The sequence below is a fragment of the Thalassotalea sediminis genome (assembly GCF_030295915.1).
Classification (GTDB): Bacteria; Pseudomonadota; Gammaproteobacteria; order Enterobacterales; family Alteromonadaceae; genus Thalassotalea_C; species Thalassotalea_C sediminis.
In genome coordinates this window covers 2,874,080-2,887,848 of record NZ_AP027361.1, presented here as the reverse complement: position 1 = coordinate 2,887,848, position 13,769 = coordinate 2,874,080, and the positions used below count along the sequence as shown (strand labels likewise).

At 34.5% G+C, this 13,769-nt stretch carries 14 protein-coding genes; all 14 read left to right on the top strand.

Annotated elements, in window-relative coordinates:
- The first annotated feature begins 224 nt into the window (after positions 1-224).
- Positions 225-1,277 carry a UDP-N-acetylglucosamine--undecaprenyl-phosphate N-acetylglucosaminephosphotransferase gene (gene wecA, locus QUE09_RS13265; RefSeq protein WP_286233252.1) on the top strand — a complete coding sequence of 351 codons (1,053 nt, stop codon included), beginning with the start codon at positions 225-227 and terminating at the stop codon, positions 1,275-1,277.
- Between the two features lie 90 nt (positions 1,278-1,367).
- Positions 1,368-1,766 (top strand): type II secretion system major pseudopilin GspG, encoded by a 399-nt coding sequence (gspG, locus tag QUE09_RS13260; protein WP_286233251.1) that lies wholly within the window; start codon positions 1,368-1,370, stop codon positions 1,764-1,766.
- On the top strand, positions 1,763-3,421 hold the full coding sequence (locus tag QUE09_RS13255) for a GspE/PulE family protein (RefSeq protein WP_286233250.1): 1,659 nt from the start codon (positions 1,763-1,765) through the stop codon (positions 3,419-3,421). Before gspG ends, QUE09_RS13255 begins: the two co-directional genes overlap by 4 nt.
- A complete protein-coding gene (locus tag QUE09_RS13250; protein WP_286233249.1) occupies positions 3,418-4,620 on the top strand; it encodes a type II secretion system F family protein in 1,203 nt (400 codons plus the stop codon). The genes QUE09_RS13255 and QUE09_RS13250 overlap by 4 nt, the downstream gene beginning before the upstream one ends.
- On the top strand, positions 4,604-5,020 hold the full coding sequence (locus QUE09_RS13245; protein WP_350226380.1) for a type II secretion system protein: 417 nt from the start codon (positions 4,604-4,606) through the stop codon (positions 5,018-5,020). Before QUE09_RS13250 ends, QUE09_RS13245 begins: the two co-directional genes overlap by 17 nt.
- Positions 5,001-5,420 (top strand): PulJ/GspJ family protein, encoded by a 420-nt coding sequence (locus QUE09_RS13240; RefSeq protein WP_286233248.1) that lies wholly within the window; start codon positions 5,001-5,003, stop codon positions 5,418-5,420. Before QUE09_RS13245 ends, QUE09_RS13240 begins: the two co-directional genes overlap by 20 nt.
- The gene (locus tag QUE09_RS13235; protein ID WP_286233247.1) at positions 5,414-6,127 is read left to right on the top strand and encodes a PulJ/GspJ family protein; all 714 of its coding nucleotides are present in this window, start codon (positions 5,414-5,416) and stop codon (positions 6,125-6,127) included. Before QUE09_RS13240 ends, QUE09_RS13235 begins: the two co-directional genes overlap by 7 nt.
- On the top strand, positions 6,128-7,018 hold the full coding sequence (locus QUE09_RS13230) for a type II secretion system minor pseudopilin (protein WP_286233246.1): 891 nt from the start codon (positions 6,128-6,130) through the stop codon (positions 7,016-7,018). It abuts the gene before it with no gap.
- The gene (locus tag QUE09_RS13225) at positions 7,015-8,124 is read left to right on the top strand and encodes a hypothetical protein (RefSeq protein WP_286233245.1); all 1,110 of its coding nucleotides are present in this window, start codon (positions 7,015-7,017) and stop codon (positions 8,122-8,124) included. Before QUE09_RS13230 ends, QUE09_RS13225 begins: the two co-directional genes overlap by 4 nt.
- The gene (locus QUE09_RS13220) at positions 8,121-8,684 is read left to right on the top strand and encodes a hypothetical protein (protein ID WP_286233244.1); all 564 of its coding nucleotides are present in this window, start codon (positions 8,121-8,123) and stop codon (positions 8,682-8,684) included. The genes QUE09_RS13225 and QUE09_RS13220 overlap by 4 nt, the downstream gene beginning before the upstream one ends.
- A complete protein-coding gene (locus tag QUE09_RS13215) occupies positions 8,681-9,172 on the top strand; it encodes a hypothetical protein (RefSeq protein WP_286233243.1) in 492 nt (163 codons plus the stop codon). Before QUE09_RS13220 ends, QUE09_RS13215 begins: the two co-directional genes overlap by 4 nt.
- Complete coding sequence (locus QUE09_RS13210) at positions 9,159-11,252, top strand: secretin GspD/PilQ domain-containing protein (RefSeq protein WP_286233242.1); 2,094 nt, start codon at positions 9,159-9,161, stop codon at positions 11,250-11,252. Before QUE09_RS13215 ends, QUE09_RS13210 begins: the two co-directional genes overlap by 14 nt.
- Before the next feature lie 415 nt (positions 11,253-11,667).
- Entirely contained in the window at positions 11,668-13,068 is a 1,401-nt protein-coding gene (locus QUE09_RS13205) for a hypothetical protein (RefSeq protein WP_286233241.1), read from the top strand.
- A gap of 114 nt (positions 13,069-13,182) precedes the next feature.
- Positions 13,183-13,728, top strand: coding sequence for a hypothetical protein (locus QUE09_RS13200; RefSeq protein ID WP_286233240.1), 546 nt, complete (start codon positions 13,183-13,185; stop codon positions 13,726-13,728).
- The last annotated feature ends 41 nt before the right edge of the window (positions 13,729-13,769 follow it).

Here is a 13,769-nt window from a genome sequence, read left to right as displayed (position 1 = left end):
ACTCTGTTTTAAATAAACTCAACGGTTAGTAAACATAATGGTTGAATACGTACGAGTAGAAGTACCTATTTGTTAATTCGTTGTGTAAGTTGTGTAATATTAGTACGTTAAACGTTAGCGTTTTGTGACTTGTTAGTGCATTTACCCAAATTTTATATGGCTAAATGGGCAATTTAGCACTATAATAAGCGCGATTTTTTTTATCATATTTTATTGGTGCCTTCATGCTTCAAATTGCACTTGCTTTAGTTGTTGCATTTTCAGTTTCTATTTTTACAATTAAAGTCCTTCTTCCTTTGGCTCCGCATATTGGTCTTGTTGATCTTCCTAATGAACGAAAAATTCACCATGGTGCAATACCTTTAATCGGTGGTATTTCGATATTTACAGGCGTTTTAATTGCCTCAACATTATTTATTGAACAAAGCCAATTATTAAATTTGTATTTTATTTCTTCTGCACTATTAGTATTCATAGGCACTATGGATGACATTTATGATTTAAAAGTCGCTCCAAGAATGATTTTTCAAGGCTTAGTTGCTTGTATTATGGTGTTTGGTGCAAACCTCAATATTTCAGAACTCGGTAATTTATTTGCTTGGGGAAATATTAACATTGGTAACTATGGCATGATATTTACGTTACTTGCTTGTATTACTGCAATTAACGCATTCAATATGGTTGATGGTATTGATGGCCTGGCTGGTTCAATTAGTATTATTTCTTTGATGGCAATTGCTGTGTTGGCCGTATTATCAGAATCAACGCATAACTTACTTTTACTACTAATTTTAATTGTCGCGACAATTCCTTATTTATTTTATAACGTGAGTACGAGAAACCCTCGAGGCAAGAAAATCTTCATGGGTGATGCTGGTAGTATGTTTTTAGGGCTAACTGTTATCTGGCTATTGGCGCTAAGTACTCAAGACACAGTATACTCCGAAGCCTATTTTCGACCTGTAACAGCGCTCTGGATTATTGCGGTACCTTTGATGGATATGTTTGCAATTATGATCCGCCGCATTCGTAAAGGTGTTTCTCCTTTTAGAGCGGACAATGGCCATTTACACCATATTTGCATGCGTCTTGGTTTGTCTTCTCGACAAGCGTTATGGGCAATTAGCGCAGGTGCAATTGCTTTGGCTTCAATAGGCATATTTGGTGAAGTATACCAAGTACCAGAGCATATTATGCTAATGGCTTTCTTAGCTGTATTTTGTATTTATGCCTATTGTTTACAGCATGTATGGCAGTTCATTAGATTAATAAAATAGTTACTATTCAGAAATAACTTTTCATTGCTTAATAATCATCGTGCGCGTTATCATAGTGATAAGGTTTTACGAATTTAAAATGTAGTATTTATGAAAAATAAATTTAAAGGTTTTAGCTTGATGGAGCTTATGATCGTATTGATTATTTTAGGCTTATTAGGTTCTTTAGTTGCTCCAAAATTATTCTCAAAAGTAAGTTCTTCTAAAAAGAAAACTGCTATTGCTCAAATGCAAATGTTTGAAACGGCAATAGACACTTACCGCCTTGATATGGGAGTTGTTCCGTCTGATTTAGAAGAGCTGAGAAGTAGTTCTAATCCTAATTGGGATGGACCTTATCTACCTAAAAAAGTGCCTTTGGATCCTTGGGGGAAGTCATATATATATGAAGTACCAGGTGAGGACGGAAGACCTTATTTATTAATGAGTTATGGCTTGGATGGAAAAGTTGGTGGTGAAGGTGAAAATGAGGATGTTATTCATCAATGATTGAATTCACCAAGCCATTAATGGAGCAATTCTCTGTTAGTTTTGAGGATCTTGAAAAAGCAAAATCATTTCAAAATAGGTATGATGGTAGGCTTGAAAATATTCTTGTGAATATGGGGTGCTTAACTGAAGATGATTTAGCACCTTTGTATAGTAAAGTACTTGGGTACGAGCTATTTGACCCAGAAAAATTTTCCAATTGGCAGTTACCTGATGTTGACTTTAATATTCTCAAGGAATTAAAGGTTTTAAATTGTCTGTTGGTTTCTTGTGAGGGGGAAAAGTGGGTATTAGCTTGCAAAGATCCGTTAGATTTTAAACTAATTCAGTACATGCAAGAGCATGCTGTTGAAACAAAAATATTTATTGCAACAGAGCCACAACTCCAAACCTTCTTTTTCGAAATTCAAAGTAAAACTGAAACATTATCTGAAGATGTTGAACTTACTGGTGATGAAGAAGAAAAATTAAGAGAGCTTGCCTCAGAAGCCCCTACCGTAAATCTTCTCAACTCTTTAATAACAAAGGCTTTAGCAAGAGGGGCCTCAGATATGCATCTTGAGCCCTATAAGAATCGATTTCGTGTTCGATACAGAATTGATGGGATGTTACATGAAGTAGAATCTTTATCTTTGAAAATGCAGCTACCGATTATAACCAGACTCAAAATTTTATCTGGTATGGATATTGCGGAAAAGAGGCGCCCACAAGATGGGAAAATATCGATGAGAATTGCAAATCAAGACCTTGATATTCGAGTTTCTGCGTTGCCACTAAATGAAGGCGAAAGTGTTGTTCTTCGTTTTTTAGTTAAAGACTCTATTACCTATGATCTTTCTGTTTTAGGGTTATCAAAGGATACTCAGTCACTTATTCTGAAAGATTTAAAGAAAACTGCTGGTGTTATATTATTAACAGGTCCTACAGGTTCAGGTAAAACAACAACGTTGTACACTTTTCTGAATGAACTAAATAACGAAGACGTTAAAATAATTACCTTAGAAGATCCTGTTGAATACCAGCTAGAAGGTGTTAATCAGGTTCAGGTGAAACCTGAAATTGGTTTTGATTTTGCCGCAGGTCTTCGTTCAATTGTACGACAAGATCCCGATATTATCATGGTGGGTGAGATTCGTGATGCAGAAACGGCTAAAATAGCGTTGCAATCAGCTTTAACAGGACATCTAGTATTTAGTACTGTTCATACAAATAGTGCCGCAAGTGCTTATACTCGATTGATTGAGTTAGGCGTTGAAGAGTTTTTGCTGAATGCAGCTTTAATTTCAGTGGTGGCGCAGCGACTGGCAAGAAAATTATGTACTAATTGTGCAATAGAAAACCCTAATAGAGATGAAATTTTACAGAACTATCCACTCCAAGAAGTCGCAGAAAATAGTAATACCAATGAAATACGTCTATTAGAAGCCGTGGGGTGTGAATATTGTAACCATAGTGGCTATAAAGGACGTGTTGCAATTAATGAATATTTACAATGTGATGACAAGATAAAGTCTTTTAATAAGGGTAGTGACTTTATTCAACAGGCGAATTCATACAACTACAGTTTAAAACGCAGAAACCTGCTAGAAGATGGCTTTTATAAAGTTATCTGCGGTGTTACAACCATTGACGAAGTATTAAGGGTAGCAGGGTGATTGATTTTGAATATAAGGCAATTGCGTCAAATGGAGAAAGGCATCAAGGAGTTATTTCAGCGTCTAGTAAAAGTGCTGCGCAACAAAAATTGGATGCACTAGATTTAGCTCCTATTGAGCTAAAATCTATTTCTCAGGTAACACTTTTTAGTACGTTGTTTGAACAGAAAGTTACATTAGATCACTTAGAGTTTTTTACTAATGAATTGGCTTTATTATTAGAAAGTGGTGTCAGGGTTGACAAAGGCATTGATATTATTAGAAAGTCTAATGTTAGTCCTGCATTAAATAGGTTGTTATCTCAAATTTCGATGTCTTTAAAAAAAGGTATGTCTTTGAGTCAAGCATTTAATGAGCATGAAGCATTATTTGGAACCCTTTACATTAGCTTATTGAAAATAGGCGAAACCTCTGGGAATTTACCCGAGGTTTTGCAGCAGCTTGCAGATGATCTTAAATTCCAAAAAGACCTTAAATCAAAGATAACAACTGCACTGACTTATCCTTCTGTTATTTTATGTGTGTGTGTTCTAGCTATTTATTTTGTACTAACCTTTATTGTGCCCAAAATGGCCTCCATTTTTACCGATCTTTCGTTGGCGCCTTGGTATACGCAAGTTATTGTAAATACAAGTAATTTTTTTGTGAATTATGAACTTTTTATTGTTGGAGGAGTGTTGGCTTCAATAATAATACTATTTTATGGTTTGAAACGCCCTCAAGTTAAAAGTTGGTTTTATGTTAAGTGTTCTCATATGCCGGGCATTGGAAAAATTATATTAACAGCAGAACGTATTCGGTTTTCTCAATCAATGGCTATGATGCTATCGGCGGGGCTTCAGTTAGATACTACATTAGAGTTGACGGCAAATACTTTAAAGCAAGAGGAACTGAGAAGAGATGCTAAACAAGCATTAAAGCAATTGAAAACAGGGAAGCAATTAAGTCAGATTTTGTCAAAAACGAGAATTTTTCCCGAATTTTTTCTATCGATAATCCAAGTGGGTGAGGAAACTGGTAGGCTTTCTACAGTATTTAATGAAGTTGCAAAAAGAAGCCGACAAGACCTGGAAGCTGTAATCAATCGGTTAACAACTATGCTTGAACCTATTATGCTTATTTTTATGGGAGGGTTCGTTGGTGGGATCGTAATTTCAATGCTCATGAGTATGGTTTCAATTAATGATGTCCCATTTTAGAAAATTTAAAGGTTTTTCTTTAATTGAACTAGTTGTCGTAATGGCTATTATGTCAGTAATTATGGGGCTAACAGGTGCGTTATTAACGAAATCAGTATCTCAACATAAAAAACAGGTAGAAATTGAAAAGGTACGCCAGCTTTTTAAACAACTCGGCTACAAAGCTTTTTATAATGGCAACACTATTAGAGTTGAATTGAGAGAAAATATTTTTGAAATTATTCAACTGGATAATTCTGAAATTATTTCATTTGAAGAGTTAACTTTTGTGCCAAATAGTTTTCATATAAATACTTCAGCAGTTGTAACGCCTCAAACTTTTTCTATCATTAGTGACGATAAAATATCATTTTTCACTATTAAAGGTATTTATAAAAAGTATGATAAAGAGAAGAGTTAGCATAGAGGGGTTTACATTAATTGAAGTATTAATCGCCGCAATAATACTTTTTTCTTCAATTTCACTTGTTGCAGAGATTTACAGTTCATCCTCTATAGCCTCAAAAAAATCAATTCAACGTGTAAATTTTTTTCAATCTATGTCATTAGCTAATAAGCGAATAAATTTTGACTTAAGGGCGATGGCTGAAGACAAACGTTCAACTAGTTTTTCAGGTAGCTTTGAAATACTAAAAGTTTCCTATAAGTGGAATGCTACTAGAGAGCTTTTTTTAGCTCCGCCCTATGATGATTACAGTGAAATTAATTGGCCTGCTAAATTTGGTTTTTTTAATGTGCAAGTAACAGCGGCACAGCAAAGTTTTAATAGAAATTATGAATTAAAAGTTGTCACATGGTAAATAAAACTAAAAGGCAATCAGGCTTTACTCTTATCGAGTTAATGATTGCATCGAGTCTGTTAATGCTAGTTCTATATTCTGGTTATTATGCATATAGTATCTATTCAGATAATTGGAAAAAGCAAGTGAATCATTATTGGAAAAAATCACAAGCTGGTATGCATTTAATTTCTATCAGCAGGGTATTTGAAGGAATTAGCCCTTATGTGATAAGAAATGCTGACGACCAGTTAAGTCTATATTTTATAGGAAATTCTAGCTCTACTAGTTTTATTACTCAGGCAGGTATATATAGCCAAGAAAAATCAATTGTTGAATTTGCATTAGTTGAAAAGGGTGACGATAAATTACTTGTTTACAGAGAAAAGTCCTTAAAAAATACTGTTTTCAAAAGTATAAATGAACCTATTGTTTGGGAGCATGAAGTTGTCTTATTAGACAATATATCGACCCTACAATTTTCTTATTTTGGTTGGCTCTCTTTTAGAGATTATCAACAATTTGTCAATAGCACTCGAGAATTGGAAACACGTGATAATTCAAAAAAAATATCTTGGTATAATCAACATATTTTAGATGAAAATCGTATATTTCCAATCAATGTAAAAGTAAATGTTGACTTTAAAGATAGTACTTCAGAGCAGCTTGTTTTTTTTATCTTTGATGCATCTAGTTATTTAGTTAAAGCGATAAATGAGGATATTTGATTGAATAACACTAAAGGCATTGCATTAGTCCAAGTTCTGATTATCACTATGATTATCACAACGTTGGCTCTTTTCATTACGCAAAGCATCAGACAACAAGTTAAATTGACGGTTGATGTTCAAGTTGCCAGTGAGCTGGAATTACAAATTGAAAATGCACAATCTGAGTTATTTATCGCCTTACTATCTGAGAAAGCAATTAGGAAAGAAACTAAAAACCCATTAACATCAAAATGGAACTTTCATAATAAAAGTTTTCACATTAATGATAACGTTGAAGCTCGTATACAGGGAATGAATGGGTTGCTGAGCATTAATATGTTAGATAAAACGCTAACTAACAGATTACTCATTTCGTTGGGGTATAAAGAAGGTGCAATTAGAGAGTTCATAGATTCACTCAAAGATTGGATTGATGAGGATGATTTAAACAGGTTAAATGGTGCAGAAAGACACTTCTATCAGCAAGTTGGAAAGATAGGGCCAAGAAATGGGCCAATTCAATCGATGCATGAGCTAGAACTTATTCGTAATGGAGAGTACTTTGACCAGAGCGTTTGGTCAAAGTACTTCTCTCTTTCTTATGTACGAGGTTTTAATCCCATGCTGGCTCCAGAAAAGCTTCTACGGGCATTTTTGAATAATGACGACAAAGCTGACGCAATAATAAGACTGCGCGACATAAATGAACTTACTTTTCTCGAATTTTTCAAACTTACGGGTATAGAAGGTGATGAAAATATTGTCTTTGCTACTGGTAATAAGTTTAGAGTAGAATTACGAGCTTATGAAGATGGAAGACAAGTAACTAAAGCTTTCGTTGTAGAAATAAATCCGCTTGATGTATACAAGCCAATAACGGTTAAAAATATCGTATGGAACAAAGTTTGAATTTAAAGTTTTTGACCAAAAATAAAAAAATTCGTCAATTGTTGAGTAGGTATGTCGGGTATATTGCTGACAAATGCTATGAACTGAAAACTGACGGTTTTTCGACCTTAACTAATCCGCGTTTTATAATGATTGTTGCTAGACAACATTACGTAGAGAGTGTGAAAACTTATTCTGCTATAAGTAGGAAAGAATTAAATAGTCTATTAAAAATACAGCGGCAGGCTGTTGCTAGCATTAAACCAATTCAGTTGATCAGGGAGAATAAAGAGCAAGATGGGTTTGATGTTAAAACGATCAACTTCAATAAGTCATTAGAAAACCAATTAAATAAGAAAACATTATTAATTCCTGAAGGTGAATTATTAAAAACAAATGTTAATAAGCAAGAAAGGAAAATATTAAATCTGAATACCCCCGCAGGAAACCTGTTTTGGGCGTACTCTGATAGCAAAGTTCAAAGTGCATATCAAAAAGGTATGTTAAGTGATATTGCTGCATTTAAGGCTAGTATTGGTGTTCCATTAAATACCCCGCACCAAACTGTAGAGCAAGAGAAGTACGCAAATTACTTATTAGAAAGGTTGGAATTACTTCCGATGCATCAATATAAAAATATTGTATCCATCAATCTTTTAGAATTCCTTAATACAAAGTTATTACACTCTCTTTATGTTATTCCTGTCTTAACAGCAACTTGTTTTTTGTTATTCGCTAATGGTTATTATTATTTGAAGCAGGGCAATATTCAAAAACAAAATCAAAGCTTGTCGCAGGAAGCTAGAACACTTATATCTAACAAACAACAGCTTGATGCTTTGCAAAATAGGCTTGTTATTTTAAACGAGGAGTTTTCTCGTTTTAGTTTAGTTACGCCTATGTGGGATATATTTTCAGTCGCTATCGAGAATGGCATGGAAATTTCTGGCTATTTTAGAACTTCTAGTGGTATTGAGTTGAGAGGCAGAGCAGAAAAAGCATCAAGAGTTTTGAATGCGTTAAATAATTTGGGTTCTGTATCACAGGCTTCATTTGTAGGAGCAGTGAGAAAAAGTCGTGGTGATGACTTATTTACAATATCATTGAACTATAGAGGTACAGAATGAAGCAAATTTTAATAAAGTACCAACATTACTGCATAATTTTGCTTGTTCTAATCGTTGCTAATTATGTTACATTACCGCTTTGGGAGCGCATGGAAGTGTTTCAGCAAGATATTTCGATGCAGCAAAGACAACTCTTAAAGTCAGAAAACCTTGTTGACAAAGGTGAAGATTTAGATAAGCAATTAAATGTAGTTAGAGAAGAAAATGCAAAAGTAACTCAATATATGTTTAATTACAAAGATGAGTCTGAGTTTAAAATATACGTGCAGCAAAAAGTTGAAAAAATCATTACTAACTCACAATGCGAAATTGAACTTCTTGCATGGAAAAATGAAAAAAAGTTAACAAAAGAAACAAGTATGTGGGAGTTAGAAACTAGAATTGAAGGTGCTCCTGTATGTGTCGTCAAAGTGACCCGTGCAATTGAATCCTCCAAGCCGCTAATTAGAATTGGCGACTTTAACTTCAGAGCAAGGCGGATTACTGGAGCAGTGCGTGATAAGGTATCTATAGTATTACAGTTATTTGTGTTTAATACGTCAACTGAGGCATCTAAATGAAACACATATTTGTTCTATTGATGTTACTTACCCTCGTTTTTATGATATCAAGCTTGGACAGTAACCAGCTTGAAAGCGGGAGAACAGACGGTTTTGCTATAGAAAGTGTTATTTTCCTCCAACCTGAGTATCCTAATAAAGAGCTAATAGGTTTAGAAAAACAGTGGATAAAAATACAAGAAGATGCTGATGAAGCGAAAGCATTAGCAAATAGTGTCAAAAATGAGAATGATAATGAGTTGGATAATAACCAATTACTTACAATCAATGGGATAAAATTCTTATTGTTAGGGATCTTTTTTAATGAAGAAACTCCGTTTATTTTATTGCAGTCTAAAAACAAAGAAATATTAAAAATTAGTGAAGGTGAACAAATTGTTGAAAATATTAAATTAAAGCGAATCGAATCTGACAAAGTATTTTTAACGCATAATGACCGAACTACAATGCACAAAATTTTTGAGCGAAGTAAAAATGAAGATAAATAGTCTTGGAAAAAGTACGCATTTGCTTGCTTTAGTTTTAATAGTAGGTTCTACAAGTAGTTGTACGTCAATGGTAAAGCCAGAGGCAGCTATTTCCACGAATAAAGTAACATTAGAAGGTTCCTTTTTAGAAAATAAAAAAGGAACTAGTGAAGCACATATAAGCTCATTGGAGGCCGCAAAAGAAAGAGATGAACTAGGTTCTTTTATTAGGTTATCTTCACCTTCAGTAGGAAACGTTAATAATGTTTTAGAAGTAGACTTAACAAAATATTTTAATGTAGAAAAAACTTATAAAGTTACGCTGAATTCGTTACCGTTGAATGAATTTTTACATTATGTTCTAAGTGATTTATTAAGTGTGTCATATTTAATTGAACCCTCAATTAAAAGTAACTCTACACCAGTTACAATGGAGCTTAAAGAAGAAGTAACAGCTCGACGACTTTTTCAGTTAGTTCAAAATATCTTACAGCAAAATAACGCCACTATTACATTAAATGATGATGTGTTTTACGTCGTTCCAATTCCTAAAAGTGGAGCGAAATCAGATAAAGCATTTGGATTTGGTAGAACTGCAAGTGATGTGCCTACCGTTTCTGGAGTAATTACGCAGTTGGTTCCTTTGCATTATAAAGTGTCTAGAGGGCTAAGGAATACATTAGCGAATTTAGTCGACGCAAGAATTACCTTAGATGCGGATGATGGCGCTGTAATAATAGAAGGTAAACGCGAGCAGGTTTTAAGAACTTTGTCTTTACTTGAAATGTTAGACAGCCCAATGCTCTATAATAAACCAGCAGCTTTATTAAGCTTTTCCTATATAGATTCATCGACTTTTATTACAAAAGTTTCAGAATTATTGGCTCAAGATGGTATTTCTACTAATTTTTCTAGTGCTAAAAATGCAGCTAGCGTAAGTTTTATTCCGTTAGAGCATCTCGGAAAAGTCGTAGTCTTTGCTACAAGCGAAAGAATTCTTTCTCGTGTACAGCACTGGAGTTCAATTATTGATAAGCCTGCAACAGGTAGTGAGCAAAGTTACTATATATACCATCCCAAATTTGCACGAGCCTCTGATCTTGGCATGTCTTTAATGCCGTTGCTAAAAGCTCAAAGTAGTATGTCAGCAGATAACCCAGGAAGTTTTGACACTAGCAATGGGCAAAATGTATTACCTAATACCACACAATCAGGTAAAAATCAGAATAAAAGCCTTTCTATTAAGGGCGACAATATAAACTTAGTCGTTGATGAAAGAGCCAATGCGTTAATTTTTTATTCTTCTGGCAAACATTATCAAGAGTTACAACCAATAATTAGACAATTGGATGTATTACCAAAGCAGGTGATGATGGAAGTCGTAATTGCTGAAGTAAAGTTAACAGGAGTGTTTGCTAAAGGTGTAGAGTTTGCATTGAAAAACGGAGCATCTGGCGACAAGACTGAAGATTTTTCATTCAGCAGTAAGTCGGGTTTTAAATATTCGATAGTAGGGTTACCTGGGGAGTTCTCTTTTAACTTAAGTCAAACAGATGGCTTAATAAATGTCCTATCACGTCCTACATTAGTCGTAAGAGATGGCGTTGCAGCCACGATAAGTGTTGGTGATGACATACCAACAGTTGGCAGTACAACAACTGACCCAATTGGTGGAGATCGTCAAACAACATCAATTCAATACAGAAAAACTGGTTTAGTATTGAGTGTTACTCCTACAGTAAATGCTCAAGGCACAGTTATAATGACAATATCACAGAGTAACTCTTCAATATCATCGGGTTCCAATTCCTTGGAAACGCCTGCTGTTTTCGAACGTGCAATTAGTACAGAAGTTGTCGCCGGAGATGGTCAAACGGTTATGCTTGGCGGTTTGATTAGTCACTCAATAAATAGAGGAGCAACGTCAGTACCGGTTTTGGGGTCAATACCAGTATTAGGCCACTTATTTAGAAGTGATAACGAGGACACTGATAAAACTGAACTCGTTGTATTGGTAACGCCAAAAATAATAAGTCAACAGTCGGATTGGGCTACAATTAAAGAAAGCTTTGCTAAAGGATTAGAAAATTTAAAATTTTAACGTTAAATTAGGTTTTAAATACTTGAAAATTTAAAAAAATAAGGTTAGCTTTAACCGTAGTATTTATAGTAGAATCTTTCATAATTTTAAATAGTAATATGTTTGATTTGCTCTAAACAAGATAACATTTTCTAAAATGTTAAAATAAACGTTTGTTATTACTTGTAAGAGTTATATATGTACTTAAAATGTTCAAGATAACGCTTGCTACACGAGTAAATGGCTTTGTTGATGTATTAATTGGTTGTAAAATCAACAAATATATAAAAATAAAAACCTATTTACTTGACATCAGGTGAGCTTTATCATTAAATTTGCTTTGGTTTGGCTAGGCGCCTAGCCAAAACGAGAAAAATATTGGCACATTGAATCATTATCGTTGTGCTGGTTTCATGAAACTAGGAGAAAGAAAATAATGAATTTATTTAAGAAAGCGTTAGTCGCGTCAGCTGTTGTAAGTGCATTTAGTGCACATGCGGTAACTGTTTCTAGCGATAAGCTTAAAATATCTCAGGAAGGTGTTGCTGCAGGTAATGTTGCTGTAACTTCAGATGGTGTGGAAGCTCCATTAGTGTTGGATTTTGTAGTAGACAAACTAACACCAGCTGCTTCAACAATTACACTAACATTTGATTCATCTGTTGATTTATCAAACCTTGAATTAGCTGTTACAACAAGTGCTGTTAACAACGTAGTTGGTTCTGGTGTTGGTACAGTAACAAATGGTGCTGAGTTTAACTACGGTACTGGTTCGTTTACGTTTGACAAGTTTCAAGTAGACACAACAACTGATACAGATGCTCATACTATCTCTTTTGACGTTAACTTGGGTAACCCGTTAACGGCAAGTTCTGCGTTCCGTTTAACTTTTGATAATATAGCAAATGGTATTGTTTTAGATGGTAACTCAACTGTATGTTATTCATCTGTTGATGCTAGCGAAAACCCAATTGAATCAGGTTGTGCTCAAATTGCTGAATTAGTAACTCAATTTGATTTCACTGTTTCTCAAGAATGGGACGGTAAAATTGAACGTGTTGACCAAGTAGACTTCGCTCGTCTATATGATGGTACAAACACTGAAAGTGATACATTGAAATTCAAAATTGGTAACGATGAGTCTTTAGCTGCTGCTTTAGCTAACGTTGATGCTGACGTTACTATTATGGGTAATTTCACTGATTTAGCAGCAAATGACTTTGCTGATGCTAACTTTGGTACAACTCCAGTAGCTTTAGCACCAGCGGTAAATGGTGACGAAGACGAAGTTACGTTCCAAATCGCTAATGCTGATTTTGCTAGTGAAGGTGCTAATGCGGGTACTTCTGTAGCTGGTTATGTTCGTTTTGATTCGAATGCAATTAGTTCAGTAATTCCTGAGACTGGTGCTATCATGGTTGAAGCTGACTTCACTGATGGTACAGAGTCTACAAAAGTTACTGTTGCTGGTGGTTCATGGGAATTAGATGCAACTGTTATCAATGTTCCTTACATGCCTGTATTGTTTGATAACACTTCATCAAGCGTTTACATCGCTAACGAAAGTGCAAATGCTGCAAATGTTCTAGCTACAGCAATTGATGAAGATGGTAACGAATATCCATCAGTTGACTTAGGTGACGTACCAGGCACTACAGTAATGAAGTTCAAGCAAGGCACTTTAGCGTCTGCGTTTGGTCTTACTGAAGCAACTAAGTTAAGCATTACTTTCAACATTGATGGTTACGCACAAGACGTTTCAGCTTATGCAACTATCGAAAATGAAGGTGGCCGTACTGAGGTTTCTAACTCTCAAGCTAAAGTTGACGGTAAGTAAACTTTAATAAGTTAATCTTATTGAATTAAAACCCGGTTTACCCGGGTTTTTTTTTACCTTTTTTTTGCCATTGAAGATATAATTCTTTTCACTATTTTTTATTTGGAGCGGTAAATGTCTTACAAACTTATTGCATCAGTTATTTTTATATCGTTATTTTCTTTTAATACTCAAGCAGTAGAGTGTGGTGTTCAAGTTGATTTCAAATCTATTCCAACGATCAAAAAAAATGTGTACCCAATTACAGATAACATTAGTATGGTAACTAAATCTTATTTAGCATATTCCAAAAGTAATAATGCTAGGATAGCGACAAATATAAGTTGTCAAATGTTAGTTGGTAGTACTTACGCACCGATAGAAAAACAATGGGAAAATATAATTGCTACAAACTTTTCAGAACTATCTAAGAAAGGCTATAAAGAAGTAACCTTATCTACTGATCCTAACAATAAGTTCTATAAAGGCAACTTAGCACACAATGAATATACGATTACAGCCCATGCAAAAATGGGGCAGCAGACTTTTTATGTCCTAAACGTGTTTAATGATAAAAAAGATATTCTTTATAATGTTCTCGTCTCTGGAGACATATCTATTACGGAACATGTATCAAAAGAATATCAGCGTGTATTACAATCTATTGTATTTCCTGAATAAGGCGCTGTTTAGCGCGAATAATACCTGACTTATATTAATCC